Annotated in this window: 22 protein-coding genes and 6 pseudogenes; 6 read left to right on the top strand and 22 right to left on the bottom strand. The window is 46.2% G+C overall.

All coding sequences use genetic code 11. The annotated features are described in order from the left end of the window. The first annotated feature begins 148 nt into the window (after positions 1 to 148). Positions 149 to 400: a hypothetical protein gene (locus tag MBEAL2_RS24915; protein ID WP_047154935.1), complete on the top strand. Its 252-nt coding sequence runs from the start codon at positions 149 to 151 to the stop codon at positions 398 to 400. 39 nt (positions 401 to 439) lie between these two features. On the opposite strand, the gene ptsP is transcribed toward MBEAL2_RS24915, so the two are convergent. From ptsP to MBEAL2_RS24865, 10 genes are all read right to left on the bottom strand, one after another. Next, the gene (gene ptsP / locus MBEAL2_RS24910; RefSeq protein WP_047154934.1) at positions 440 to 2,179 is read right to left on the bottom strand and encodes a phosphoenolpyruvate--protein phosphotransferase; all 1,740 of its coding nucleotides are present in this window, start codon (positions 2,177 to 2,179) and stop codon (positions 440 to 442) included. A gap of 40 nt (positions 2,180 to 2,219) precedes the next feature. Then, positions 2,220 to 2,477, bottom strand: coding sequence for an HPr family phosphocarrier protein (locus MBEAL2_RS24905; RefSeq protein ID WP_047154933.1), 258 nt, complete (start codon positions 2,475 to 2,477; stop codon positions 2,220 to 2,222). Positions 2,478 to 2,489: 12 nt separating this feature from the next. Continuing rightward, positions 2,490 to 4,445 carry a glucose-specific PTS transporter subunit IIBC gene (gene ptsG, locus MBEAL2_RS24900; protein WP_047154932.1) on the bottom strand — a complete coding sequence of 652 codons (1,956 nt, stop codon included), beginning with the start codon at positions 4,443 to 4,445 and terminating at the stop codon, positions 2,490 to 2,492. A 126-nt stretch (positions 4,446 to 4,571) separates the two neighbouring features. Next, positions 4,572 to 6,311 carry a phospho-sugar mutase gene (locus tag MBEAL2_RS24895; protein ID WP_047154931.1) on the bottom strand — a complete coding sequence of 580 codons (1,740 nt, stop codon included), beginning with the start codon at positions 6,309 to 6,311 and terminating at the stop codon, positions 4,572 to 4,574. Positions 6,312 to 6,406: 95 nt separating this feature from the next. Next, positions 6,407 to 8,779, bottom strand: coding sequence for a glycoside hydrolase family 31 protein (locus tag MBEAL2_RS24890; protein ID WP_047154930.1), 2,373 nt, complete (start codon positions 8,777 to 8,779; stop codon positions 6,407 to 6,409). Positions 8,780 to 8,880: 101 nt separating this feature from the next. Then, positions 8,881 to 9,990 (bottom strand): ABC transporter ATP-binding protein, encoded by a 1,110-nt coding sequence (locus tag MBEAL2_RS24885; RefSeq protein WP_047154929.1) that lies wholly within the window; start codon positions 9,988 to 9,990, stop codon positions 8,881 to 8,883. A gap of 91 nt (positions 9,991 to 10,081) precedes the next feature. Beyond that, a complete protein-coding gene (locus tag MBEAL2_RS24880; protein ID WP_047154928.1) occupies positions 10,082 to 11,158 on the bottom strand; it encodes a PucR family transcriptional regulator in 1,077 nt (358 codons plus the stop codon). 77 nt (positions 11,159 to 11,235) lie between these two features. Beyond that, positions 11,236 to 12,195: a 6-phosphofructokinase gene (gene pfkA / locus MBEAL2_RS24875; protein ID WP_047154927.1), complete on the bottom strand. Its 960-nt coding sequence runs from the start codon at positions 12,193 to 12,195 to the stop codon at positions 11,236 to 11,238. Between the two features lie 35 nt (positions 12,196 to 12,230). Further along, positions 12,231 to 13,178: an ROK family glucokinase gene (locus tag MBEAL2_RS24870; protein ID WP_047154926.1), complete on the bottom strand. Its 948-nt coding sequence runs from the start codon at positions 13,176 to 13,178 to the stop codon at positions 12,231 to 12,233. Between the two features lie 199 nt (positions 13,179 to 13,377). Next, positions 13,378 to 14,376: an extracellular catalytic domain type 1 short-chain-length polyhydroxyalkanoate depolymerase gene (locus tag MBEAL2_RS24865; protein WP_152667918.1), complete on the bottom strand. Its 999-nt coding sequence runs from the start codon at positions 14,374 to 14,376 to the stop codon at positions 13,378 to 13,380. Between the two features lie 301 nt (positions 14,377 to 14,677). Here MBEAL2_RS24865 and MBEAL2_RS24860 point away from each other — a divergent pair, with 301 nt between their 5' ends. Continuing rightward, a complete protein-coding gene (locus tag MBEAL2_RS24860; protein ID WP_047154925.1) occupies positions 14,678 to 15,391 on the top strand; it encodes an iron-containing redox enzyme family protein in 714 nt (237 codons plus the stop codon). Between the two features lie 51 nt (positions 15,392 to 15,442). Here MBEAL2_RS24860 and MBEAL2_RS24855 read toward each other — a convergent pair whose 3' ends face one another. Continuing rightward, positions 15,443 to 15,994, bottom strand: a complete 552-nt coding sequence (locus MBEAL2_RS24855; protein WP_047154924.1) for a general stress protein — start codon at positions 15,992 to 15,994, stop codon at positions 15,443 to 15,445. Between the two features lie 241 nt (positions 15,995 to 16,235). Between MBEAL2_RS24855 and MBEAL2_RS24850 the strand changes: the two are divergent. Next, positions 16,236 to 17,428 (top strand): annotated as a pseudogene (locus MBEAL2_RS24850) (MFS transporter). On the opposite strand, the gene MBEAL2_RS32035 reads toward MBEAL2_RS24850, so the two are convergent. From MBEAL2_RS32035 to MBEAL2_RS24820, 7 genes and pseudogenes are all read right to left on the bottom strand, one after another. Then, positions 17,425 to 17,580 carry a hypothetical protein gene (locus tag MBEAL2_RS32035; RefSeq protein WP_161798290.1) on the bottom strand — a complete coding sequence of 52 codons (156 nt, stop codon included), beginning with the start codon at positions 17,578 to 17,580 and terminating at the stop codon, positions 17,425 to 17,427. The pseudogene MBEAL2_RS24850 and the gene MBEAL2_RS32035 sit on opposite strands and share 4 nt — an antisense overlap. 183 nt (positions 17,581 to 17,763) lie before the next feature. Continuing rightward, positions 17,764 to 18,548 (bottom strand): annotated as a pseudogene (locus tag MBEAL2_RS24845) (3-hydroxybutyrate dehydrogenase). 54 nt (positions 18,549 to 18,602) lie between these two features. Next, positions 18,603 to 19,256 carry a CoA transferase subunit B gene (locus MBEAL2_RS24840; protein ID WP_047154923.1) on the bottom strand — a complete coding sequence of 218 codons (654 nt, stop codon included), beginning with the start codon at positions 19,254 to 19,256 and terminating at the stop codon, positions 18,603 to 18,605. A gap of 15 nt (positions 19,257 to 19,271) precedes the next feature. After that, the gene (locus MBEAL2_RS24835) at positions 19,272 to 19,961 is read right to left on the bottom strand and encodes a CoA transferase subunit A (protein ID WP_047154922.1); all 690 of its coding nucleotides are present in this window, start codon (positions 19,959 to 19,961) and stop codon (positions 19,272 to 19,274) included. Positions 19,962 to 20,032: 71 nt separating this feature from the next. Beyond that, positions 20,033 to 20,164, bottom strand: a complete 132-nt coding sequence (locus MBEAL2_RS34430; protein WP_439644906.1) for a hypothetical protein — start codon at positions 20,162 to 20,164, stop codon at positions 20,033 to 20,035. Between the two features lie 125 nt (positions 20,165 to 20,289). Beyond that, a pseudogene (locus tag MBEAL2_RS34425) lies at positions 20,290 to 20,607 on the bottom strand (GntP family permease); the annotation flags it as partial. A gap of 487 nt (positions 20,608 to 21,094) precedes the next feature. Beyond that, positions 21,095 to 21,424 (bottom strand): Imm8 family immunity protein, encoded by a 330-nt coding sequence (locus tag MBEAL2_RS24820; RefSeq protein WP_047154920.1) that lies wholly within the window; start codon positions 21,422 to 21,424, stop codon positions 21,095 to 21,097. 167 nt (positions 21,425 to 21,591) lie between these two features. On the opposite strand from MBEAL2_RS24820, the pseudogene MBEAL2_RS34475 reads away from it, so the two are divergent. Next, positions 21,592 to 21,909: pseudogene (locus MBEAL2_RS34475) on the top strand (IS21 family transposase); the annotation flags it as partial. A gap of 102 nt (positions 21,910 to 22,011) precedes the next feature. After that, positions 22,012 to 22,354: pseudogene (locus tag MBEAL2_RS32535) on the top strand (ATP-binding protein); the annotation flags it as partial. Positions 22,355 to 23,765: 1,411 nt separating this feature from the next. Here the strand turns inward: MBEAL2_RS32535 and MBEAL2_RS24800 are convergent. Both MBEAL2_RS24800 and MBEAL2_RS24795 read right to left on the bottom strand, forming a co-directional pair. Continuing rightward, positions 23,766 to 23,993 (bottom strand): hypothetical protein, encoded by a 228-nt coding sequence (locus tag MBEAL2_RS24800; RefSeq protein ID WP_047154916.1) that lies wholly within the window; start codon positions 23,991 to 23,993, stop codon positions 23,766 to 23,768. A 25-nt stretch (positions 23,994 to 24,018) separates the two neighbouring features. Beyond that, positions 24,019 to 24,784: pseudogene (locus MBEAL2_RS24795) on the bottom strand (recombinase family protein). Between the two features lie 165 nt (positions 24,785 to 24,949). Here MBEAL2_RS24795 and MBEAL2_RS24790 point away from each other — a divergent pair. Then, the gene (locus tag MBEAL2_RS24790; RefSeq protein ID WP_047154915.1) at positions 24,950 to 25,150 is read left to right on the top strand and encodes a helix-turn-helix domain-containing protein; all 201 of its coding nucleotides are present in this window, start codon (positions 24,950 to 24,952) and stop codon (positions 25,148 to 25,150) included. 310 nt (positions 25,151 to 25,460) lie between these two features. Here MBEAL2_RS24790 and MBEAL2_RS24785 read toward each other — a convergent pair whose 3' ends face one another. Further along, positions 25,461 to 25,691, bottom strand: coding sequence for a hypothetical protein (locus MBEAL2_RS24785; RefSeq protein ID WP_047154914.1), 231 nt, complete (start codon positions 25,689 to 25,691; stop codon positions 25,461 to 25,463). Between the two features lie 8 nt (positions 25,692 to 25,699). Further along, positions 25,700 to 26,257: RHS repeat-associated core domain-containing protein (locus MBEAL2_RS32530; protein WP_236693012.1), on the bottom strand; the 558-nt coding region annotated here is incomplete at its 5' end.

The following is a 26,257-nucleotide window of genomic DNA, read 5'->3' as shown; positions in this document are numbered from 1 at the left end:
TAGGTTTAGAGGGGAACGTTCACAAATTAGACATATTTATCTTTAATTTATTGCAACATTTTTATTTTAGTTAGTTTTACCCTTCCCATGGGCGGGTAATTTACTTTATATAAACATAAGCATGAAAAACCAGGAGGTCTGATGGACTATGAATAACAACAACGACAATCGAAACCACAATTCAGACAAAAGCGAAAATACGGTTCAAAAAAACACGGCGGTTCCTGATTACGAAGCGGCCAAGCAGCTGGGCATTGAAGTAAAGTATTTGCAATCGAATGAAGAACTGCGGGAAGACGGTATGGTGGAGGATCCGATACAGGAAACACCCGAACACGCGGAAATAGCCGCAGACAAAGAGACGAACGTTAAGCTCAAGAAAGCTGAAGATAATGAATAAAAAAAGAGGGAGCTGCTCTAAAGGCGGCTCCCTCTTTTTTTACCCTCTAATCTCTTGTATGGCTGGAACTTCCCGCCTTACATACTCCTTAATTTCCTCCTCAGTTTCCATCTGGAGGACGCTTGCGGCCAGTTTTTTCGTATCTTCATATCGCAGTTTCTGCAGGAGCGCCCGGGCAGGCAGGATGGAAGCCGCACTCATGCTAAACTCACTCAGGCCTAAGCCCAGAAGGATAGGAATCGCCGTCAGGTTGCCGGCCATCTCTCCGCACATTCCCGTCCATTTGCCGCTCTCACGCGCCGCTGTAATGACTTTATCAATAAGCCGGAGCACAGCAGGATTAAACGGCTGAGATAAATAAGAGACCTTCTCGTTCATCCGATCCGCCGCCATGGTGTACTGAACGAGATCGTTTGTCCCGATGCTGAAAAAATCGACTTCTTTCACAAGCTGATCAGCAACCATGGCCGCGGCCGGAACTTCGATCATAATTCCGACTTCCATTTCCTTATTGTAAGGAATGCTTTTTGCATCCAGTTCTTCTTTTACTTCATCGAGTAGTTTGTTGGCCTGCCGAAGTTCCTGGATGGAAGCAATCATCGGGTACATAAGTTTTATATTTCCATGGGCGCTCGCACGCAAAATGGCTCGCAGCTGTGTTTTAAACAGCTCCGGCTCATGTAAACATAGCCGTATTGCGCGATAACCGAGAAAAGGGTTCATTTCCCGCTGTAAGTTAAGGTACGGCAGCTCCTTATCTCCCCCGATGTCGAGCGAACGTATTATGATTGGGCTTTGTTTTGCGAACGTTTCCGCAACCGCCTTGTAAGCTTCAAACTGTTCTTGTTCTGACGGAAAATCAGTTTTCCCCATATAGAGAAACTCGGTACGATAAAGTCCAATGCCTTCCGCCCCATTTTTTCTCGCTCCGATTGCATCGTGCGGATTCCCGATATTCGCCACAAGTTCAACGCGGTACCCATCCTGTGTGATGGAAGGCTCGTCCTTTATCTTCTCCCACTGCGCGACTCTTGCCTTGTACTTTTCCTGCTTTGCTCTGTACTGTTCAATCGTAGCCGTGTCAGGATTAACATATACATCACCTTCATCGCCATCCACAATCACATAATCACCCGGTTGAACAGCATCGATAACATCTTTAAGCCCAACCACGGCCGGAATCCCCATGGAGCGGGCCATAATGGCCGAATGAGAGGTTCTGCCGCCAATGCTTGTTACAAAACCGGCTACTCTTTCCCGGTCAAGCTGCGCGGTGTCCGATGGCGTTAAATCATGAGCAAACAAAACAACAGGCTGATCAGAATCAGCAATCGTTTGCTGTTCCACTCCCGCCAGATGCTTGAGAACCCTGCCGCTTACATCCCGAATGTCCGCTGCCCGTTCGCGCATGTACTCATTGTCCATGTTTTCAAACATGGCAACAAAATTTTCTGTTATGTCCTGCAGTGCGGCCTCCGCATTAATCGAGTCGGCCTTCAGTTTTTCTTTGACGGCCCCGATAAATTCAGGGTCCTGCAGGACGAGGATGTGGGCGGAGAAGATTTCAGCTTCTTCACTGCCAAGCTTTTGCCGGGTTTGTTCCTTTATCTCCTCAAGTTCTTTCACAGCCTGAACCACATTTTGTTCAAATCGGCTGATTTCACCATCAATTTGATCTGCCGGGACGGTCCGCCTCTCAATGCTGACATCCATTTCCTTTAGCAGGAAGGCAGGACCGATCGCATATCCGGAGGCTGCGGCAATTCCTTTCCAGTGCATGTGCGTACCCCTCCTTTTTCTGTATGCTTCTTCCCCTTCTTTACTCGAATACGGATTCAATTATTTTCCCGACGGCATCAAGCGCTTCTTCCTCCCTCTCCCCTTCTGCTACAAGGGTAATTTGCTCTCCCTGCTTGATTCCGAGCGACATTACGCCCATAATGCTCTTTGCGTTTATTTTCTTGTCCCCCTTTATCAGCATGATTTCACACGGGAATGAACTGGCAGTCTGAACGAGATTCGTAGCCGGCCTTGCATGCAGGCCTGTCGGATTTTTCACTGTCAATACTTTTTCCATCTTAAATTCCTCCTACGCCATGTCTTTAGTTTCTATAACCGCTATTTCTGTCCGGGTTGCCTCCGCCTGTTTGCTCGTTACTTTCAATGTCTGGTTTTCTCTCAGATTTGTAAATACAACCGGGGTAATATAAGAAGGAGCATGTTCCTTAATGTAAGACAAATCCGCTTCGAGAAGGGGCGCTCCCACCTCTACATTGTCTCCTTCTTTTACGAGCAGTTTAAATCCTTCCCCGTTAAGCTTAACCGTATCAATGCCGACGTGGATTAAAATCTCAAGCCCTGTATCAGATACAAGCCCCACAGCATGTCCTGTTGGGAAGGCCGTCATGACTTTCCCTTTTACCGGGGAATATACTTTTCCCTCGGCAGGCTGAATAGCAAAACCGTCCCCCATCATTTTGCCCGCAAATACCTGATCCGGAACTTCGGCAATGTCGACAACATCACCTGTCATCGGAGCTACGATATATTCTATCCCACCCTCTTTCCGGGGAACATCCGTTGTCACGGTTTCTGGCTTAACAGGTATATTTTCCACACTTGCGCCATTTATAATCGCCTTAATCTGCTCTTTCAATGTGTCTGACTGGGTTCCATAAATCGCTTGAAGATTATTGCCCATTTCCAGGACACCGGTCGCCCCGAGCCGCTTTAATTCCCCTTTGTCCACTTTAGAAGGATCGGCTACAGAAACACGCAGCCGTGTAATGCAGGCATCAAGCGCTGTCAGGTTTTCCTTCCCGCCAAGAGCCGACAGGACGCCAGAAGCAAGACTTCCTCCTGTTTCCGCCGGACCCCTTACTTCTTGTAACTCTTCATCTGTTTCCCGTCCCGGTGTTGCTAAATTCCATTTACGAATCGCAAAACGGAACATACTATAATAAATGACCGCCAGAACAAGCCCCACAGGGATAATCATCCACCCTCTTGTAGAAAGGCCGTAATTTAAAACGTAGTCAATTCCACCCCCTGAAAACGTATAGCCATGCCGGACGCCCAATAGATCCAGCACGGTAAAAGATACCCCCGCCAGAAACGCATGGATAAAGAACAGCACAGGTGCAACGAAAAGAAAGGAAAATTCAACCGGTTCCGTAATTCCTGTCAGCATCGAAGTAAGCGCTGCAGAAATTAAAATGCCGGATACCGCCTTTCTTCGTTCCGGGCGTGCCTCATGAATCATCGCAAGAGCGGCTGCCGGAAGGCCAAATATCATATAAGGGAACAACCCTGCCATAAATCGGCCCGCCGTAGGATCCCCGGCAAAAAAGCGCGCCATATCCCCGGTAACAACCTTTCCTGTCGACGGATCAACATAGGAACCCATCGTAAAATAAAACGGTGTCTGGAAAATATGATGAAGGCCGAATGGAATAAGAAGCCGCTGGATAAAGCCGAAAAAGAACGGCCCTGCCGACGATCTCATTACCCAGTTGCTGGCTACATCGATTCCCACCTGTATCGGCGGCCATATGAAGGCAAACACGACGCCCAGAATAAGGGCGGTCAGTGCGGTTATAATCGGCACAAAACGTTTGCCGGCAAAAAAACCAAGTACCGGGTGCAGCTTGATATCATGGTACCTTCTGTAAAGCAGCGCAGCGACAAGTCCGATAATAATCCCGCCGAACACGCCCATGTTAATGATATGCTCCGCTCCGGCGAAAGGGGGCCTTAAATGCAGCATAGCCGCCATATTATCCAGTGTTTCCGTCAGCACGAGATAGCCAATAACCGCAGCAAGAGCCGCTACCCCGTCACCTCCGGCAAAACCGATCGCTACACCAACGGCAAAAATAAGCGGCAGGTTATTGAAAATGATCCCGCCGGCCTGTTTAACAACCGGCATATTAAGCAGGTCCTTATCGCCAAAACGAAGGAGAAGACCCGCGGCCGGCAAAACAGCCACCGGTGTCATTAACGCCCTTCCAACCTGCTGAAGCACCTGAAAGGCTTTCTTAAACATGCACTCCAACTCCTCTTCTCTTCTCTCGAAACCGGAAAAAAATAAGCCGGCATGAGAAAATTACCTGTCATATGATATAACATACCGCATTTACAGACAATTTACTCATGCCGGCTGGAATCTAACTTATGCGAGCAGTTGGTTCACTCTATCCATTACTTCCGACTGGAGACGGGAGAGCATATCCGTGCTTTCCTGCAGGCTTGCTCCTTTTACCCCGAAATAAAACTTTATTTTTGGTTCCGTCCCTGAAGGCCGCAAACAAAACCAGGAACCGTCCTCCAGGATGAATTTAAGTACATTTGAGGAAGGAAGCGGAATCGTTTCATTCCTTTGTTCCAAAACATACGTCCGGATGCTCTCGCTGTAATCCTCGCTCACAGCGATACGCTCGCCCGCCATCATTTGCGGCGGATTTTGGCGGAATGCCGACAGGATGCTGCCAATTTGCTCTGCCCCTTCTTTGCCTTTACGCGTAAGGGAAAGCAAGCCTTCCTGATAGTAGCCATGCTTTTTGTACAGCTCCAGCAGCCCCTGGTACATGGTGAGCCCTTTCGATTTATAATAAGCCGCCACTTCGGCTGCCAGCATACATACTTGAACCGCATCTTTATCCCTGACGAAGTCTCCGATTAGATAGCCGTAGCTTTCTTCATAGCCAAAAAGGAACGTATGGCTTCCCGTTTCCTGAAACTGCTTGATTTTTTCACCGATAAACTTGAACCCGGTTAGTGTATCCATTGTTTCAATGCCGAACTCAGAAGCAATGGCCCGGCCTATCTCTGATGTGACAATCGTTTTTAACACGGCGCCGTTGCCCGGGAGCGTTCCCTTTTCTTTCCGCTGCACTAACAAATAGTGGAGGAGAAGGGCACCGGTTTGGTTTCCGGTCAGCACAGTGTATTCTCCCTCTTCATTCTTTACGACAACGCCGACCCGGTCGGCGTCAGGGTCCGTTCCGAGCAGCACGTCGGCGTTCTGATCCTGTCCATAGCGAATCGCAATTTCAAATGCTTCGTGCTCTTCAGGGTTCGGGGACTTCACAGTAGAGAAGTCAGGGTCCGGCTTCTCCTGCTCGGCAATGACGGTTACGTTTTTAAACCCGATTTCTTTAAGCCCCCGCCGCACCAGTTTATTTGCTGTCCCGTGCAGAGGAGTAAACACGATAGTAACGCGGTCGCCCATCTTCTGAATTAAATCCGGGTTTGCATTTACCGTCTTGATCTGCCGGATGTAGGCATCATCGATTTTTTCTCCAATCATTTGCAGGAGCCCTGATTGCTTCATCTCCTGCTCATTCGCTATTCCAAGCAGAAGTTCATTTTCCACTTCATTCACTCTGGCAATGACTTGGTCCGCCATGGCAGGAGGCAGCTGGCCGCCATCCGGGCCATATACTTTATAGCCATTGTATTCCGGGGGGTTATGGCTGGCTGTAATGACAATTCCGGCATACGCGTATAAATAGCGGACGGCAAATGAAAGCTCAGGGGTCGGCGCCACTTCTTCAAATAAATACACCTGAATCCCGTGTCTTCCGAGTGTAAGGGCGGCTTCAAGCGCAAATTCAGGAGATTTGTGGCGGACATCATAGGCGATAACGACACCCCGCTGCTTCGCTTCCTCTCCCTGGTCTTCAATAAAACGGGCCAGCCCTTCGGACGCTTTTCTAACCGTATACCGGTTCATTCGGTTCGTTCCCGGTCCAATCTCGCCTCGCAGCCCTCCCGTCCCGAACTCAAGGTTGCGGTAGAAGCAATCCTCCAGCGTCTTCGGGTCCTCTTTCAATTTGTCCAGCGCATTCTTTATCTCTTCGTCCAGCGTGGGATGAGCTATCCACCGCTTATATTCTTTCTCCCAGTCCATCATTCTCTCTCCTTACTCAACGGCGTTGCCACTCAGATGGCTTTGCTGCAATTGTTAGTATCCATGAACATTATACTTTTCTCTGCTTCCTCTTTCTATAGAAGCGTAAATGATAACGTCCCGGCTTCTTTCCTATGTGTTATGTCTGAATCAGGGACCTGCCGGCCGTTTACTGCAACCCTTGCACCCGCATCCGCCCCGTGAATCATTATTTCTATTGTTTCCCACGAAGGGGAATAGCGTTCAACAACGTTTTCTATTTCGATAGAAAACACATCTGCCTCATGTCTGCAGCTTATTCTTTTCTGCAAAAATTCGCCTTTTTCATAAGCAAACGTCCTGCCATCGTCGTCATAGTAAAGAAAGGAAGAAGCCTCCCGATTTCCCGGGTACATATGAAATCGAATCGTTTTACCGGCTATTTCTGCCGATTGTTTAACAGGCCCTTCGGCCAGGATGGCACCCTCCTTGATAAACATCGGAAGGGTATGGAAATCCGCTGCAACGAGAAGGTGCCGGCCGCCGTCGTGCTTACGGTCAGTCCAGTAGTCATACCATGTTCCTTTCGGTAAATAAACAGCCCGGTGTTTCGTGGAGGGCGTCACAACCGGAGCAACGAGGACATTCTCTCCAATTAAGAACTGATCCGAAATGCTGTACGTATTCGCATCTTCCGGATACTCCATGAGAAGCGGCCGCATAACCGGAACCCCAGTCTGGCTCGCCTGTGCAAACAGTGTGTACAGGTGCGGCAGCCAGCGGTATCGGAGCTCGATATACTTCTTGATAACCGCTTCCCACTGTGCACCGAATGACCATGGTTCCTGGCGGACTGTATTCATTGCACTGTGGTTGCGGAAGAAAGGGGTAAAAGCGCCTGCCTGCGTCCAGCGCGCCAGCAATTCACCGTTTGCATCATGGTCAAACCCGCCGATATCGGGGCCGCAAAACGCAGCGCCGGAAAGGCCCAGGTTCATGCACATCGGGATACTCATCACAAGATGCTCCCAGAAGCTCCGGTTGTCTCCTGTCCAAACGGCGGCATAGCGCTGAATCCCGGCGAACCCGGCACGCGTTAATACAAAGGGCCGCCGGCCATAAAGCAGGTTTTTCATCCCCTCGTATGTAGCCGCCTCCATCAGCATGCCGTATAGGTTGTGCAGCTCCCGATGCGTTTTTGGTTCCCCGTCGTTATCGTGCATGACCTTAAGATCCATCGTTTTTGTTTCGTTGAAAACCGCCGGTTCATTCATATCGTTCCAAATCCCCTCAATGCCGAGATCTGTGTAAAAACGATACTGCTCTCCCCACCATGTGCGGACTTGCTCCTGTGAGAAATCCGGAAAAGCGCTGTTTCCAGGCCACACATCGCCGTAAAACACGCCGCCTTCTATATACCGGCAAAACCGATTGCCCTGTATTCCTTCCCGGTACAGAGCATATTCCGGGTCCTCTTTTACCCCCGGGTCAACAATGGGCACTACCCGAATGTCGTACTCCTTCAGCTGCTTCATCAGCGATGCCGGATCGGGGAAGGCTTCCCTGTCAAATGAAAACACCCGGTACCCGTCCATATGGTGGATATCGAGGTGGATCGCATCGCACGGGATTTCCCTTTCTCTAAAGCCCCGGGCTATTTCAAGAACCTCCTCTGCGGTTTCGTAGCTGTAGCGGGACTGGTGATAGCCAAGCGCCCATTTCGGCGGGAGAGGCATCCGCCCGGTTAGCGCAGTGAACTGTTCGACAACGTTTTTCGGAGCAGGCCCGGCGAAAATGTAATAATCCAGCTGGCCGCCCTCGGCACGGAAGGAATAGGCGTTTTGTTCTGTCTTCATATCAAAGATCGTTTTATATGTATTATCAAAAAAGAGGCCATGTGCCTTTCCGTTTCTCATTGTCATAAAATAAGGAATCGACTGGTACATTGCGTCTGTTTCCGGATTATGGGGCGCATACACATCGGAGTTCCACATGGTGTATTTTTCTCCTCGTTTATTAAGAAATCCCGTCTTCTCCCCCAACCCATAAAAACAGTCGTCGTCTTCCATATCCTTGTAGCAAATGACGTCCCCTTTTTCACTCCAGGCCATTCCCCTGCCGGTTTCACCCATAAGGATATTTCCCCGCTTATCGAGAACAAGAAGGCGCAGCGGATTTTTGAACAGCTTTAACATGATGGACGTACCTGTGAGGACGACGGCTTGCTCATTCTCTTCTGATCGGACAGGCACGCTGCCAGGCTGCAGGACGACGGCAGGACTGCTCCCGTGTGACGGAATTTGGCGTGGATTCATAATGATTCTAACGATATCCTCCCGAAAAAAAACGATGTCGACGTGCCCTCTTTCGCAAATCACCCGATAGAAGCTGCCCTCATCCTTCCATGCCTGCAAGCTTCCGATATCCCAATACTTTTGCTGCCGAAGCTGTTTCTTCCCCTCCGGATGAATCGCAAAGCTGCTGTCCATATCCGTCCCCTCCTCGTACGATATTCTATACCATATGTATGAGCGGATAGAAATAAAAAGTAGCCCTGAGCAAAACAGGGCTACTGAAGAGAGATAAGCTTTTATAATAGAGAAAGTTCCGTTTGTTTATCAAATAGATGGATTTTATCCATGTCGACCGCCATTTTAACTTTGCTGCCGGCTTTCAAAGCAGCGTTTGCGCCGACGCGTGCCGTCAGCATTCCTCCCCCTATACCGGTAAAGTATAAATACATTTCAGCGCCCATATTCTCCGCAACCTCAACCTCCGCATTAAAGGCGCTGTGAGGCGACGATTCAATAAATTCCGCTTTGTTATGAATGTTCTCCGGCCTGATTCCAAGTACGATTTCTTTTCCCGTAAACCCAAGCTCCCGGACTTTCTTTGCCCGGTTTTCCGGGATCGTCCACTCCACATTCGCAGCGGCGAAGACGAGTTCATCCCCTTTTTGTTTGATTGCCCCGTCTATAAAATTCATGGCAGGCGAACCGATAAAACCTGCGACAAACATATTTTTCGGATGGTCATAAATTTCTGACGGGGTTGCCACCTGCTGGATGAGGCCCCCTTTCATTACGACAATCCGGTCGCCCATTGTCATTGCTTCCGTCTGATCATGTGTGACGTAAATCGTTGTTGTTTCCAGCCGCTTCTGCAATTTGCTTATCTCGGTACGCATTTGGACACGCAGCTTGGCGTCTAAGTTCGATAGCGGTTCATCCATCAGGAAGACCTGCGGTTCACGGACGATGGCACGCCCCAATGCTACCCGCTGGCGCTGCCCTCCGGATAATGCTTTGGGCTTGCGGGTCAGCAGCGGCTCTAAATCTAAAATCCGCGCGACCTCCCGCACCCGCTTATCAATCTCACTCTTGCTGAACTTGCGCAGCTTTAATCCGAATGCCATGTTATCGTACACGTTCATATGCGGATACAGGGCATAGCTTTGAAATACCATCGCAATGTCCCGATCTTTTGGCGCTACATCGTTCACTCTGTGATCGCCTATGTATAAATCGCCCTCCGAAATCTCTTCCAATCCGGCAATCATGCGCAGGGTTGTTGATTTCCCGCAGCCGGAAGGGCCGACAAGGACAAGAAATTCTTTGTCCTTTATTTCAAGATTTACGTCATCCACCGCTGCTACATCGCCGTACTTCTTATATATGTGCTGCAGGCTTACACTGGCCATCTTTTATCCTCCCTTTAGTTCATTCTTCTTACTATTTATTGTAAGGGGGAAAGAGAAGGAAGGCTATTGAGCACCCTTCACAAAATTCAGGCTACGTTTGTTGGTCATGTTGAATAGGTGAATGAGTCGTAAGCAACGAAAGAAGAATGCGCAGAAGGACCGCTTCCTCAAACCGCTTCGCGTCGAGTCCTGTTACCATTTTTATTTTCTCCAGCCGATACTGCAGCGTGTTACGGTGAATGTGCAGCGTTCTCGCCGTTTCACTAAGATTCAGATTTTGTTCCAGAAAAGCAGCAATCGTTCGGTTCCATTCTTTTTCCTCCAGCAGCCGGCGTGCGGTCTCCGGCTCCGGGAGATAGGCACGAATAAAAGCCTCACGCTCCCTCACGCTTAAAGTTATCAGCATCTTTTCCAATGGATAGCTCCACGGTGCAAGCAGCGGCAGGAAATCCCCCTGCCTTGTACCGTAAAATGCAGTGTACTGCTCATACTCCGCAATCATTTCGCCAAACGATTGAACCCAGCTCTCAATCGACGTGACCGGATGGAACACGCCGACGACAACCTGTTTGCCGAGTTCTTCTTCCCAGAGGATTTGCAGGCCGCGGCCCCATTCTTCCACCGTGTTTTTCAATTCCGCTTCTTCAAGCTCCCCATTCGTAGAGAAAGGAACGAGCAATCCGGTAAACATCGTGCCGTTTGAAGCAGGAGGGAGGGCAAAGAAAGAGACAGGCTGTTCAAAGTACTGCGTAATCCACTCCTGCTGTGCAGCTGTTATGGGAGCCATCCCCACAACAAAAGGAAGGTAAATCTCCATTTCACTGAATAGCCGGAATTTAACAACGGAAGAGGAAGACAGTTCCTGCTTCCTCTTCCACTGATCCAGCGCTTTCTCTAACCAGCGCGCTTCCTCACTCCGCTCTTCCTTCCACTGTGCGGCCATCTGTCCGATCCAGGCAGCAGCCAGCTTTTTTTCCCGCTCGGACAGCATCCCTTCGATAACGATAGCATGAGGTACCACGCTTAGCGGAACAACAAAAATCTCTCCCCGCTGTTCCCGGGTTTTTTCACTGTGGGACAGAGGGAGAGAGGTAAAAGCAACGGGCACTTCCACCATCTTCCGGATTTCTCCTGCGATTTCTCCCATTATATCTGCGGAAAGAGACATGCTACCCCTCCACAGGTGATTTGTAATCAAGCGTAATTTCCTTCTTCATACAAACCTCCCTATACCTCATTCGTGATCTAGATCGACAAGCTTTTGCTCAGCTCATAAACGTATAAATCAACGGGGAGCGTACCATTAAACACCTCATCGAACTCAATCGCAACAACCCGGTTGTTCTGCATGCCGACCATCTTGCCGGCTTCCCCTTCCCCCAGCATATCTACCGCCGCCGCGCCGAGCCGGCTGCCAAGCATTCTATCCGATGCAGACGGAGAGCCGCCCCGCTGTACGTGGCCGAGCACGGTCACACGGGTGTCGAATCCGGTTGTGTTCTTAATCGCTTCCCCGATAGAAGAAGCCGGGCAAACCCCTTCGGATACAATAATGATACTGTGCTTCTTGCCGCGCTTATGGCCATCAGCCAATCGCTTCATTACATCCTCTAATTCATAGTCAACCTCGGGAATGAGAATCGACTCCGCACCGCCGGCCAGACCCGCCCACAATGCAATATCCCCGCGGTGCCTTCCCATCACCTCAACAACATAGGTCCGCTCATGGGAAGTTGCTGTGTCTCTGATTTTGTCGATCGCCTCGATGACTGTATTTACGGCTGTGTCAAACCCGATGGTAACTTCTGTTCCGGGAATGTCGTTGTCAATGGTTCCGGGAATTCCGATCGTCGGGAACCCTTTTTTGGCCAGCTGCTGTGCGCCCCGGAACGACCCGTCTCCTCCAATGACAACGAGCCCTTCGATTTCATGCTGCTGAAGCTGCTTAATCGCTTTCCACTGCCCCTCGTCGGTACGAAACTCTTCGCAGCGGCTCGTTTGGAGCATCGTTCCGCCGCGCTGAATGATATCTCCTACACTGCCGGCGTCCATTCTTTTAATTTTCCCTTCAATAAGACCCGCGTATCCTTGATAAATTCCGAACACTTCCATACCGAGCGAAATTCCGCGGCGGACGACGGCACGTATCGCCGCATTCATTCCCGGTGCGTCTCCCCCGCTTGTCATTACGGCTATTTTTTTCATTCTTTTCATCCTTCCTTTACTTTATTCTAAAAAGGCTATGCAACCGTATGGGCCAGGTAGGCCAGACCGACAATTCCTGCATCATTGCCAAGCAGGGCAGGTACAATAAGGTCCTCTCCCTTTACATCGGTGAAAATAAACCGGTTAAATGATTCAATTAGAGGTGTAAACAGCAAGTTTCCTGCCTCTGCTGCGCCGCCTCCGATAATCATTTTCTCAGGAGCCAGCACGGAAAAAATGTTGGACAGGGCAAAGCCAAGATAATAAGCGCTGCGATTATAAATTTCGAGTGCGGCTTCCTCACCCTGTACGGCCGCCTCCGCAACGCTGCGGCTTGTCACCTCGCCATCTCTTTTTAATGCTTCCGCCAGCAGTGGGGCCTTTCCCTGTTTCACTGCTTCCTCTCCATAGAAAGCAATAGCGGATGCTGACGATTCCGTCTCTAGGCAGCCGATCCTCCCGCAATTGCACAGCCGTCCCTCTTCCGGCCTTACACGAAAATGGCCAATTTCGCCGGCAAGCCCATGTATCCCGTTGTGAATTCTTTCATTTATAATCACGCCCGCTCCAATCCCGGTGCCGATTGTGAGACAGAGTAGATTTTTTTGGCCTCTGCCCGCTCCCCTCCACATTTCTCCGAGCGCTGCCGCATTCGCATCATTGATTACACATACGGGGTGCCCGAGAGAGACGGAAAGCAGGTCGGCGATCGGCACGTTTTCCCAGCCTAGATTCACCGCTTTGGTTATAAGGCCGGTTTCTTCCTGAACAAAACCCGGAATTCCAACTCCTACTGCCTTGATAGCAGATTTAGAAATCTGTGCCTCCTCGCATAGTGTGCTGCTCCCTTCCTGCAGCCGGCTCACCATTGCCTGAACATCGCCCGTCACGGTTGGGATTTTTCTTTTTATAATAATGGTTCCGCTCTCATCAATAATCCCCGCCTTAACGCTTGTGCCGCCAACATCGAAACATAGATACACAACGTTCCCTCCTGCCTTATCCAACGGTCGGTTTTGTCACTTGTTTTAGTATGTATTCCTTTTTTATTTTTAAAATGTATGTAACAACAGCGAAGGGACATTAAATGTCCCTAACTTTCATTTTATGTCCCTTCAACTGTAAAATAAATAGTTTTTTTTCCGAGGTACAGCTTTACTATACTGTTACCTTATGTTTCTTTCAATGAAACGATTTCCTTTTTTCAAAAAAATCCCAGATTAATTCGGAAGCGTCCGGACCTTTCGGGTCGGCATAGGATCCTCTATTGCTCCCGCCAGACCATCTATGTCCCAGTCCTTTTATGAGCCATTTCTCAACAATGGGTTCGTTGTTTTCAACAAAGTACATCGTTCTCGTATATTCTCTGCCGTTCATCTTCCCTTTGCTGCTCTTTTCCTTACTCCTGTCTTTTTCGTTACGGCCGACAACCATTTTATTTACATGAACCCACTGTTCGGCAAGCTGGTCCGCATTCACCGGGTTTACAATTTTATCCTGCAAGCCATGAATGACGATAATGGGTACTGTTTGCCTGTACATTCCCATTTCGTTATATACACGTTCGGCCCGCTCAGGGACAGCGGCGTTCCCATTTTCCATAGCATCCAGGCCGTCCGGAGCGTTATCCGCCGCACAATACCCCATGCCGGCGACAACCCCGATCCCCCGGAAAACGTCCGGATACACAGCTCCCATAATTACACTCATGGAGCCGCCCGCCGACAGGCCGGCAACATATACTTTTCTCTCATCAATAGCATACTGCATTTTTACAAGGTCAACCATTCCTTTAATTATCTCCGGCTCCCCGATGCCCCGGTGCTGGTTATAATCATAAAACCAGTTCCAGCATCGTTTGTGGTTGGCAAGAAGATTCATCTCCGGATACAGCACAATAAAATTTTTTTCTTCTGCCAGCTCGTCCATGCGGGTTCCTTTGGCAAAATCATCCGCATCCTGCGTACAACCATGCAGCATAACAAGCAGCGGCACACTAGATTCCCCATTGTACCTGCTCGGTACGTAGAGCCTGAAAGAAAAGTTATTTTTGTAGTAATGCCTTGTGACTCCTGTCTTTAAGGGGGATGAAGACAGGATGGGCGTACCTGATAACAGTGAGAACGGAAGCGTGTATGCGGCCATCAGCATGGAAAAATTCGCAATGGTTTCAAATAACAAGGTTTAGCCCTCTCTCTCATTGTTGTTGTAAGCCTTTACGTAGGTATCTGACTGAGAATCTCTCGGTTACCCCTCATTATTTCTTCCCTTTTTCCCCTTGACAGTATACTTTTTTTACTACATCTTTCCTGTTTTTTACCCTTCCATCGACATAGGTTAAACGAAAAGGCAGCCTTTAAAAGATAAATCGGTTAAAACACTTGACTTTTCGTCAATTTAAATTGGTATAATGATTACTTGTAAATATCCATATACATAAAAAAGCCGAAAGCTTTAATTAAACAATAGGAGTGCAAAGTGTATGAAAGTAGAAACCTATGAGCAAATCGAAGAGAAAATATGGGAAATTGTTGAAAGGGAAATAGTCCAAGGGGAATTCATGCAAACACTTCTCGCCGGAGAATGGACGCCCGCAATGGTAGCGGAGTTTGCCCTGCAGTACAGCTACTACAGCCGTAACTTCCCACGTGTCCTTGGAGCAGCGATCGGTGCGGTTGAGCCGGAAGACGACTGGTGGGTTCCGCTGGTGGATAACCTGTGGGATGAAGCAGGCCGGGGCAACCCGCAGAGCTACCATTCGCGCCTGTATCATTCCTTCCTCATTACAGCGGCACCCCATATTGCAACGAATGAAAAATACGTTCCCGACTATCCGGTGGCTCCTGCGTCAAAGGAGGCCGTGCAGTCTTTTCTTTCTTTCTTGCGAAATGCCACGCCGCTTGAGGCAATGGCCGCTATCGGTTTTGGTTCAGAATTGTTCGCGGGCAAAGTAATGGGGCTTATCGGAGCCGGACTGCAGCATCCTGCTTATAATGAGGGCACAGCTTTGAATACGACATTCTGGACCGCGCACGCCGATCACCATGAGCCAAGGCACTATGAGCTTTGCAAAAACGTATTGAGCCGTTTCACCTCGCCTCAGGATTTGCTTGCGATGTACCGGGCGGGCGCCTACATTACGCGTTCGGAGGCACGTTTCTACGACGGTTTGTATGAACGGATGAAAAGTTTGTAATATAGTATATACAAAAAAAGAGCTCCCGTTCCCGGGAGCTCTGCATAAAGGCTATAGCAGTGTGTCTGTGTCACGGCGGCCAACAGCAGGGTCGCTTGTATAGCCGTCATATAAACGGGAATTAAGCGAATTATTTGTACGGAACGTATCATATACGCCTGTTTCCCGTGATGCGTCCGCGTCAACGAGAACGAGAATCTCGCCTCTGTTAATATAATCTTCATATTCTCTGGCGTGTTCCTCAGGAATTCCCATGCCTACAAGCGCACCCACAAGACCACCCGTTCCAGCTCCGATTGCGGCACCTCCAAGAGTGGCTGCAATCGGCCCCGCTGCAACAATGGGTCCAATCCCAGGAATAGCGAGTGCGCCAATTCCAACGAGCAGCCCTGTCAGCCCTCCAAGTACACCACCTGTCGTTGCCCCTGTAGCAAGCCCTTCTTCCATTTTTGTATCCGTTGCATCCTCAATGTCACGCACTTCATCTTTATCCTTTGCAATAACGGAGATATCTTCCGAACGATAACCTTGATCTTTTAATGACTCAATGGCACGAACTGCTTCATCATGAGTATGGAAAACACCAACTATTTTCTTATCCATTCGATTCATTCCTCCATTTCATATCCGTAATTGGTCAACCACACTAAGTATTTACCCCCTTGATCAGGTCAATCAAACAATAAATATGTTTAAAGACCCGTCCAATTAAAGGACGGGTCTTTATTTGTTTGGTTCCTGAATCGGTTTGCTCTGCGCATAATCATACAGAGCCACTGTTGAATACAATGTAGCAACCGATACGATCACAGATCGGATTATAATTAGGAAAAGGTGATACAGCATGAAAGGAGAAAAAACAAGGCGGGACGCGTTTCGGCTCCTCGGCCTGTCGGGTGCAGGACTTCTATTTGATGCCATGGATGTAGGAATTCTTTCCTTTGTCCTTGCGGCTCTCAGCATACAATGGGGATTAACACCAACGGAGATGGGCCTGGTAGGAACGGTTAACTTTATCGGCATGGCTCTGGGAGCTGCTCTGGCCGGAATGCTGGCGGACCGTTATGGCCGCAAACAGCTGTTTATTGCCACTCTGCTCATATACAGCGTTGCTACGGGGGCGAACGCCTGGTAACGAGCCTTGCCATGTTTATGATTATGCGTTTTATTGTCGGATTTGGATTAGGGGGAGAACTGCCTGTCGTGACCACATACGTCCTGGAGGCCTCACCACAGCGTGAACGCGCGAAATGGGTCGTATGGCTGCAAAGCTTTTGGGCGCTCGGCTCTCTAGCCGCGGCCATTATTTCTTACTTTGTTATCCCCGTTTATGGTTGGCGTGTCGGATTATTTATTGGCGCTCTTCCCGCTCTGTATGCCATCTACCTGCGACGCACCGTTCCGGAAACCCCCGCCTTTTCAACAATTGAAGACAAGCAGAGTTTAAGTGACAAAGTTAAGCAAATATGGTCGGTCCCCTATAAGCAAACCTCCTTTGTCTTATGGACGCTGTGGTTTGCTTCTGTTTTCTCCTATTATGGAATGTTTCTCTGGATGCCGTCCCTCATGGTAATGAAAGGGTTTACACTCATTAAAAGCTTTCAATACGTTCTATTTATGACACTGATTCAGATTCCAGGATATTTTACGGCCGCTTACCTTGTAGACAAATGGGGAAAGAAAAAAACGCTTGTCACTTTCATGGCGCTTTCAGCCATTCTTTCTCTTCTATTCGGGCTTTCCACAAGCACAACTGCGTTGCTGGTAACAGGCGCTGCGCTCTCCTTCTTTAACCTGGGGGCCTGGGGAGCAACATACGCTTATACCGCTGAGCAATACCCTGCACTTTTCCGGGCTACCGGCACAGGCTGGGCAACCGGATTTGGCCGGATCGCCGGAATTATCGCTCCTTATTTAGTTGGCTTTTTGCTTGCTGCTAAAGTCGGCTTTGCCGCCATCTTTTCCGTCTTCTTCATTATGACGATGCTGGCCGTGGTTGTCGTCTTTATATGGGGAAAAGAGCCTGAGGGAGTTTAAGCGCCAAGAAAAACATCGCGGGCATGCCGCTCGTCCTTTCCCCTTCTGGAAGTTGGACGGCCGCTTAGTCTCACGCCGGGCGGACCGGCAAAACATCTGGGTAACTCAATGATGGAGACAATTGCCGGTCTTGTTCGCCCTTTGTTCGACACGCTCCCCAGGGGGAAAGAAAAGAGCCGTCATCGCCCGCGATGTTTTTCTTTGACTCTGGGACCGCACGGTCCCATGATAGCAATTCCCTTTAATACTTTAAAGCAACATATACTTTCTTTAACGAGAACAAAAGGAAAAGAGAGCAGGCGTGAAGTCCCTGCTCTCTTTTCCTTTTCACTTATTTACTGGGCTGTATAGCCTCCATCAATGACGACCGCCTGTCCGGTGACACTGCCTGCTTTGTCGCTCGCTAAAAACAGCGCATAGTCAGAAATCTCTTTTACGGATAACAGCTTCCGCTGCGGCACAAGAGGTAGATAACCTCCTCCAGCACTTTCTCGAGCGGAACGTTTCGTGTCTTGGCCAAATCCGTAAGCTGATTACGCACGAGGGGTGTATCCACGTAGCCAGGGCACATTGCATTCACGGTAATTCCGTGAGGAGCGCCCTCAAGTGCGGCTACCTTTGTAAGCCCGATCACTCCGTGCTTTGCACTGTTATAAGCTGCCTTTCCTGCGAAGCCTACAAGCCCGTTAATGGATGCCATGTTAATAATCCGGCCAAATCCCTGCTTTTTCATAAGCGGGAATACATGCTTAATGGCCATAAACGGGGCAACAAGCATAACTTTAATGAGCAGTTCAAATTTATCTGTCGGAAATTCCTCGATAGGTGAAACGTATTGCAGGCCCGCATTGTTAATCACGACATCCAGACGCCCGTATTGTGACACGGTTTCGTCCAGAGCTGATTTCAACTGCTCTTCGTCCGCTACGTTACAGGCGATTCCAATCGCCTCAAAACCGTTCGCCGTTAAAGCAGCCGCAGCTTCCTGCGCCGCTTCGCCATTCAAGTCACTGATGGCGATTTTTGCGCCTTCCCTGGCAAAATCCTGGGCAATCTCAAGACCGATTCCACTCGCTGCACCGGTAATAAAGACAACTTTATTCTCTACTAATCCTGTCATGGAAAACGTACTCCTATCTATAGTTAATCCTTTTGCTGTATTTGTTCTAAGAGATTACGCCTGATTCGCAAGCTGTGGAGAAATAATCAATTCAGGCTCCGTGCAATCTTTAATATCCTGTACGGTAAACCCAGGCGCTACCTCGACAAGTTCAAGACCATTGTCTGTAACGTCAATGACAGCCCGGTCGGTAATAATGCGGTTAACAACGCCTTTCCCGGTGAGCGGCAATGTGCATTCGTTAAGAATCTTCGGTTCCCCGTGCTTATTTACATGCTCCATGATAACAATAATGCGCTTCGCTCCGTGGACAAGATCCATGGCGCCGCCCATGCCCTTTACCATTTTCCCCGGGATCATCCAGTTAGCCAGATCCCCGCTTTTGGAAACTTCCATTCCGCCCAGAATGGCAAGGTCAATATGGCCGCCCCGGATCATGGCAAACGATTCCGCACTGCTGAAAATGCTCGATCCTGGAAGCATTGTAATCGTCTCTTTTCCTGCGTTAATGAGTTCAGGATCCACTGCATCTTCCGCCGGATACGGCCCGATTCCAAGCAGTCCGTTCTCAGATTGCAGGATAACGTGCTTATCCTCGGGAATATAATTCGCCACGAGTGTAGGGATACCGATGCCAAGATTTACATAGAAACCGTCCTCAACTTCCTGTGCTGCCCGCTTTGCGATTTGCTCTCTTGATAATGCCATCCTCGTTTCCCTCCTTTAAGCTCGAACTGTTTTGCGTTCAATTCTCTTTTCGTAGTTCGTACATTCAATAATACGCTGCACGTAAATGCTCGGCGTGTGGATTTGATCCGGATCCAATTCCCCTGTTTCCACGAGCTCTTCTACTTCGGCGATCGTTACTTTCCCCGCGGACGCCATCATCGGATTGAAGTTTCTTGCGGTTTTATTGTAAACAAGGTTGCCGAGCTTATCGCCCTTCCACGCTTTAATGAGTGAGAAATCAGCAACAAGGCCGCTCTCAAGAAGATATTCCTTCCCATCAAACGTGCGAACCTCTCTGTCCTCGGCAAGTGGGGTTCCAACCCCTGCCGGCGTATAAAAGGCCGGAATGCCGGCACCGCCGGCACGAATTCTTTCCGCCAGCGTCCCCTGCGGTACGAGTTCAACTTCTAATTCGCCGGACAAAAACTGGCGTTCGAACTCTTTATTTTCACCAACGTAGGAAGAAATCATTTTCTTGATTTGTTTATTCTGCAAAAGAAGGCCCAGCCCCCAATCGTCGACACCGCAGTTATTGGAGACAATCGTAAGTTCCTTAACTCCGCTATCGCGCAGGCCCAGTATAAGCTTTTCCGGGATTCCTACAAGGCCGAATCCTCCGACCATGAGAGTCACCCCATCTTTAATGCCGCTTATCGCTTCTTCAATCGATGTAAATACGCTCACGTTCACCACTCCTCACCAGTAATAATACGAAACAAAAAATATATTGCAATCGCTTGCAATCAAGCGAAAAGTTAAACGATGCCAAATAGATAGTATAGTGCGATAACGACGAACACAGCCAGCGTTTTAATGACAGTCATAGCGAAGATGTCAATGTAGGATTGCCTGTGTGTTAAGCCTGTTACGGCAAGAAGCGTAATCACCGCTCCGTTATAAGGTTCGTAAATATTTTATTGAAAACCCCTACAATAATCAATGGAAGAATGGCGATAAGTGCGTTAGGCAGCTTTTCATCCGACAAACCCTCTGGTTCATTGCTGTGCCCTGTCCCATATCCTTCGCCACGCGCCTTCGCTTTCCTTCTTCTTGATTCTAAATAAGTCAGCCCTACAGCAAGGACAAACAATCCTCCAATAAAACCGAGCCACGGGGCAGCCCATGTATCCGTCTTAAAAAACGTGGTTGGGATAATGTTCTGAATCTGCGGCGTTCCGGGAAAGGCATCCATCGTGAAGGTAAACGCCCCGAGCGCAATGGTACCGGGAATTAAGCGCTTCGGAATATCTGCCGCTTTAAACAATTCGGCTGCAAACGGATACACAGCAAACGCCACCACGAATAGCGATACGCCGCGATAGGGGCAAACAAAATGACGCTAAACCCTCTGTATGCTACAAACATTAAGAAAAACAAAGCGAGTAAAATAACGATAATTTCCATTCAATCAAACCTCCATATTCAAGAAGTGAAACGCTTACATTTATTTGCTGTTTTACTTTATCCTCCTCTGCATCTCTTTCTTCCTTTCTTCTATTGTTTGGTCTGCTATTTATTACTTGAAGCAATTACTGTGCCAAAACAGCGATTAAACCGCGACATTTTCTGACAAACAGCAAAACAACTGACTATTTTTGTGTTTTTCATGATGATATGGATAAAAAAATCGAATGATGTCGAATAAATCAGGCTCCTTTTTTCCGAAAAAATGAACTGATTTTCCTATTTTTCGGAAAAAATTAAAGGTCGTTAGAGGCTTGCAAAAACAAAAGAAAGAGGCTGACTCGAAAAAGTCGCTTTTCAACGACCTTTTAAGACAGCCCCCTCTTTACATATAAAGGGATTGCTTTTGTGTTTTATTCGTTAGTATTCCGAAAATACTTTGACAAAATACAAATCGATTTTTCGTAGGATTTATTTTGACTTATTTCTATAATTCTTAGTATCTTTCTTTCTATAATACTAAAATTAAAGTCATTCATAATGAAATAACCATGCCCTATTTCTATTTCGCTTTCTTTTAAAATTTTACTTAGTCTCCTAGGGCTAACTACATTAATGGTAAATAAATCCGAAGGGGCATCTATTGTAATTTCACCTATATCAATTTGTAAAAAAACAATAAAGTCATCCTCACCCTCTCCCCATTCCTCGTTTATTATTGTCAATGCTTTTAATTCTACCATTTGCACCACCTCTAATTAATAACTTGTTTAATGCAAAATAAAAGTACAGAGTTCTGCAGAGAGTTTGTGCAGAATTTGACTGCATAAAAAAATAGGCTTGCCAGTCCTCATAATAACCCCTACTGTTTGATTGTCGAAATCATTAACAGTTGGGGGAATTGGAAAGGATGCTAGCAATGCCTGAAGTTAATTATATCAAACATTTACGAGATAACGAAGACCTAACCATTAACGAAATTGCAAGGAAAACCGGAAAAAACTGGAGAACCATAAAGAAGTATGCGGATGGTGAAGTACCCCTCGAGCCCCTTCTTTTTAACAAGAGAGGAATGATGTATGAACAAGGGTACGGTGAGATTGTAGATTGCTGGATTGAGGAGGACATGAAGCTTAAGAAAAAAGAGAGACGGACAAGTAAAAAGATGTTTGAACAGCTCAGGGATGAGCATAGCTTTAACGGTTCTTATCGTACTGTCTGCGAATATGTGCAGCAGAGAAGGCCTATTATTAAAAAAGAAAAAAGTACAAGATATGAGCGATTGGAGCATCCTCCGGGTGAAGCACAAGTAGACTTTGGAAATATGACGGTAGGGGAGTTAGAAGAGGCAGTAAAAGAAGGAACCCTACAGAGGTTAAAACGTCAGATTGAGAAATGTGATCTATTAATTTTGGATGAGCTAGGATATGTCCCATTTCAAAAACAAGGATCGGAATTACTGTTTCATATTATTGCCGACTGTTACGAGCACAAAAGCGTCATCGTAACATCCAACTTGGAATTTGGCCAATGGAACCGTGTATTTGGGGATAACAGACTGACCGTGCATGGTGGACCGCTTGGTCCACCATGCACATATAGTAGCCTTTACCGGGGAAAGCTACCGGTTAAAAAATGCCCTTTCTACAGTGAAAATGCATGATGGTATTTAACATAATAAGAGCGCTGCAAGCCTATGTATTTTTCGCTGCAATTCTCTGTACTTTTCGCTTGCAAAAAACAAATAAGCACAATGTTCATACTTATTGACAGGGCCTTTATTATGCTTTTTAACTTTTTACCCAGTATCTCCATGCTAATCCAAAGGCAATTCCAGAAATCCCGAAAAAGAAAGTAACAGGCAATGATGTGTAAAAGTAATTCATAAAGTTATTTCCAATTAAGCCACCAAGTACGGCTCCTATTACTAAGAATGAACAAATACAGAAAATTAAACAGGGGAGAAGGGCGTGAATAAGAGGGCGATCAAATCTCTTTTTGGTACTTTTTATGTGATTTACTAACGATGAAGAAAACGGAACACATAGAAGGATAAAGATTATAGTACCTCCATATAAAATTATCCTTATATAGTCCATCGTAAAAGAATAAACCAAAAGAAAGAAAAGGAACCCAATTAGGTAAGAAAATATAACGGAACAAACTGCTTTAGCCTTATAATTCATCTAATTCTCTCCCGTTAAATATGTATTACAGTAAAAATTAACACAATTTGGTTAATTAAACAATACTCTATATAGATAAGCATGAGAAACTGAAATAATTCTCCTTTATTCTTTCTGTAATTATTTATATTAAGGTAAAAAAAGGACTGTCTAAAAGGTTGGGTGACCAATTGAGACAGTCCTTTTTTTCTTATTTAATCAATCAAACTGGTGGAGAAAAAGTTAATCAACCGAATCCGTTGATAAAATTTTTTGAAAGCCAAATCTAACTTATTTTGGTTTTCTTCTGTTGGGACACTCATTGCTAGGACAAAAAGTAAGAGATTTGTTCTGTCTTTGAGAAAGTTCTTTAACACAGGATTTGAAAATGATTTCGGATGTTCTGAGATGAATTTTTTGACACAAGGATTGTTTTCTATGAACAAGGAACACATCAGTCATCATCCCCTTTTATTGTATAAAGAGGAATTAAACGAGAAAATGGCAACCAAAAATAAGAACCCATGTTCTGTTTGTTGTGATAATTATACTAAATTTCCAAAAAGGTTTCTATAGCGGATAGGTATTCCTCTTTAGGTAGTAAAGAATCCATTAGCCCTAAAGAGTAGTACGCTAGGTATCTTGGGTTTGAAACGATAGGAGTGATATCATGCCTGATATAGCAACAGTTCAAGGGATAGCTAAATCCCAATACATCTTCGGTATCCCTTTATTAGCTTTTGTTTAGCTACAGCGGGGAGACTGTATGGTTGTATAGGAAATTGGTAAAAGAGAACGAGCAATGGGAGTAAGAGGATATAAAACAAGAGATGTTTTCAAAAAGATATGAGTTAGAGGTTCTTGAAAGCCTGTTAAGATAAAAGGTAGATAAGGTTTGACCCCATCTACCTTCTTAGTGTTATGCCTTATGACCGCCGATTTTCCGTCCCCTTTCTAAAAGAATTCCGCCTTCCGTATAGCTTCGCGCCCGTAGCAAGGCGTTACTTCCAAATTTATTCCTTATCTCATCCATCACTTTTCCTAACTCCCGCTGTTTGCTGTCATCCTTAAATAGATTTAATTGATATTCTTCGTCAGAAGTAAGGTTGGAAAGCGAAATATGTATAGTTCGAACAGGCCTATCCATTCTCTACTTCACGTTATAAAATGGCTTAATGTTTGCCATTCGTTGTTATGTCCTTATAGTGATACAAACCTTGATAGAAGTCCTTACGGTCTAATATCCGTTTCACTTGTACTTTCGTAAACAAGTATCCTTGTTTCGTTCGATGTTCTTCGCTGTTTAATTGGGTGGCGATTGTAGCTAATGACCACCCCGACTAAAGTTCCTTGAGTTCAAATACTCGTTGAACGGTTTTGGCTTGTTCCTTATCCACTTGTAGCACTTTTTGCCCTTTTTTCACCTTGTAGCCTAATGCGACATTTCCACCTGCATAGCCCCCTTGTTGGGCTTTCTTGTTTCTACCTCTGCCTAGCTTTAATGCTATTTCTAACCGTTGGTATTGGTCTAGTAGTTCCATTAAGCCATTGATTAAAAAGTCATTAGAGTCTTTCTTGTAAATGCTATATTGCGGTTGTTCAATACTGCAAATGTCCACTCCAAATCTCTTAAACTCTCGATGAATTAACACTTTGACGATGTCAGAACGCCATAAACGGTTTGTATTCAACGTAACAACCCTATCCACTTGTTTAACTAGATAAATAGCTTAACGTCGCCTGAAAGCCCTCTCTATCGACTTGTAGAGCTTCCTCATCTACCTTTGCCCCACTTATTCCCTCATCGTAAAAGATGTGTAACAGTGTCCATTCTTGAGCCTGACAGTATGCTTTAATTTCAACTTCTTGATAAGCCAAACTATAACCATCTTTGGCTTGTCCTTGTGTAGAAACTCGAATATAACCGATAACATTCATGGCATTTCCCCCTCACCGTTACGCAAATTCAGATTAACGTAACGCTTAGCCGCTATATTCAATATAAATTCATTGTATGCGGCTTTAGCGATACATTCAACCCCTTTACCGATACAAATTTATTGTGTATCGTAAAAGTAATATAAACAGAGGAAGGGGAATATCATGCCTATTTCAATCAAACTAAAGGAAATCCTTAAAGAACGTGACCTTTCTCAGCGTGAATTGGCACGTATGGCAGGGCTGCGTCCAAATACAATAAGCCATCTTTGTTCAGACAACGTGGACAGGGTTTATCTATCTACTTTAGAAACAGTATGCAAAGTGTTAGAAATTGACATTCAGGAGTTAATTGAGGTGGAGTAGCCTCTTGCTATAGTCATCGTTCTATGTACGTAAAAAGTTGTGAAAAAATTTAAAAGACAGGGATAAAGCGAAGGTATGGCTTTGAAGAATGGAAATGGTGGTAACTTATGATATTATGGTTATTTTCTTAAACAAAATAAAGAATAAATAGGGCATACGTTTTAAAGTAAATTGTACGCACCTTATAATTTGATTAAACATTCTATTGCGCTTTTAAGCTTATGTCTACTCAATGAATATCAGGCTATTGCTTCGGCACTCCATCCCCATTGAAAAACCTCGAAAGGCACTGCCATTCGAGGTTTGATTATCATTCTAACTTTTTTATTATTGAATTTACTATTTCTAGTCCGTAATCGTAAAAGTTAGTCTCTAATTTAGTAAATCGTATTTCTTCTAATTCATTCAATATCCACTGCTTAAACTCAACTAATTCCTCAGGAAAATTTGAAGTTTCTATCCTTTTTTGAAACTCAACCAGACCACATTCTTTTTCTTTGAATTTCTGACATATAAGCAAAATATTATTTTTTTCTATCATATACAAACCTACCTTGTAATTATAGTAACAACAGCACCTTGTTTATTGGTTATTACTTGTAAAGTTCCAGATTTATAAGAAAGATTTCCATTCTGTTGAACCACAGGCTTGGTACTTTTAATAACATTTTCCACATAAGTAGGAGATACACTTCTACCATAGTCCCCACCTGCTTGAGTAATTTGACTACCATATCTATTTCCACTTGGTTGCATTCTGTCAACAGCATGTTTAGAGTATAGTCTATTTCCTACTTTGGCGTATGTTTGACCGTTAACTGTAACCTTCTTATAGTCACTCCAAGAACCCCAAAATATTTTACTATTATTAGTACCCTTACTGAGTATTGTCTTTCCGTAGGATAGCATTTTTTTACCGGCCGATTTCATCAAAGCTTGAGCTTCATCTCTAGCAATTTTAACAACCAGACCAGCGGCCGTAATTATCTTAACAACAGTAAAATTAGGATTTTCTTTCATATAGCCATCAGGGTCTGTATACATCACAGGGTTGTTGCTTGTATACAAATATAAATTATCCTCATCCATAGCATCTCTAGTGATGAA

The organism is Aneurinibacillus tyrosinisolvens, assembly GCF_001015055.1.
GTDB lineage: Bacteria > Bacillota > Bacilli > Aneurinibacillales > Aneurinibacillaceae > Aneurinibacillus_A > Aneurinibacillus_A tyrosinisolvens.
Note: the sequence above shows the minus strand (reverse complement) of the source record. Positions and strands in the feature narration are given on the sequence as shown.

Excerpts from the sequence above, each read along its gene's own strand:
- MBEAL2_RS24860 (WP_047154925.1), top strand. The coding sequence starts at position 14,678 with ATGAAAGTAGAAACCTATGAGCAAATCGAAGAGAAAATATGGGAAATT.
- MBEAL2_RS24800 (WP_047154916.1), bottom strand. The coding sequence starts at position 23,993 with ATGGATAGGCCTGTTCGAACTATACATATTTCGCTTTCCAACCTTACT.
- MBEAL2_RS24895 (WP_047154931.1), bottom strand. The coding sequence starts at position 6,311 with ATGGACTGGGAGAAAGAATATAAGCGGTGGATAGCTCATCCCACGCTG.
- MBEAL2_RS24890 (WP_047154930.1), bottom strand. The coding sequence starts at position 8,779 with ATGGACAGCAGCTTTGCGATTCATCCGGAGGGGAAGAAACAGCTTCGG.
- MBEAL2_RS24855 (WP_047154924.1), bottom strand. The coding sequence starts at position 15,994 with ATGGATAAGAAAATAGTTGGTGTTTTCCATACTCATGATGAAGCAGTT.
- MBEAL2_RS24785 (WP_047154914.1), bottom strand. The coding sequence starts at position 25,691 with ATGATAGAAAAAAATAATATTTTGCTTATATGTCAGAAATTCAAAGAA.
- MBEAL2_RS24880 (WP_047154928.1), bottom strand. The coding sequence starts at position 11,158 with ATGTCTCTTTCCGCAGATATAATGGGAGAAATCGCAGGAGAAATCCGG.
- MBEAL2_RS24820 (WP_047154920.1), bottom strand. The coding sequence starts at position 21,424 with ATGGTAGAATTAAAAGCATTGACAATAATAAACGAGGAATGGGGAGAG.
- pfkA (WP_047154927.1), bottom strand. The coding sequence starts at position 12,195 with ATGAAAAAAATAGCCGTAATGACAAGCGGGGGAGACGCACCGGGAATG.
- ptsP (WP_047154934.1), bottom strand. The coding sequence starts at position 2,179 with ATGCACTGGAAAGGAATTGCCGCAGCCTCCGGATATGCGATCGGTCCT.
- MBEAL2_RS24840 (WP_047154923.1), bottom strand. The coding sequence starts at position 19,256 with ATGGCATTATCAAGAGAGCAAATCGCAAAGCGGGCAGCACAGGAAGTT.
- MBEAL2_RS24915 (WP_047154935.1), top strand. The coding sequence starts at position 149 with ATGAATAACAACAACGACAATCGAAACCACAATTCAGACAAAAGCGAA.
- ptsG (WP_047154932.1), bottom strand. The coding sequence starts at position 4,445 with ATGTTTAAGAAAGCCTTTCAGGTGCTTCAGCAGGTTGGAAGGGCGTTA.
- MBEAL2_RS24790 (WP_047154915.1), top strand. The coding sequence starts at position 24,950 with ATGCCTATTTCAATCAAACTAAAGGAAATCCTTAAAGAACGTGACCTT.
- MBEAL2_RS24905 (WP_047154933.1), bottom strand. The coding sequence starts at position 2,477 with ATGGAAAAAGTATTGACAGTGAAAAATCCGACAGGCCTGCATGCAAGG.
- MBEAL2_RS24885 (WP_047154929.1), bottom strand. The coding sequence starts at position 9,990 with ATGGCCAGTGTAAGCCTGCAGCACATATATAAGAAGTACGGCGATGTA.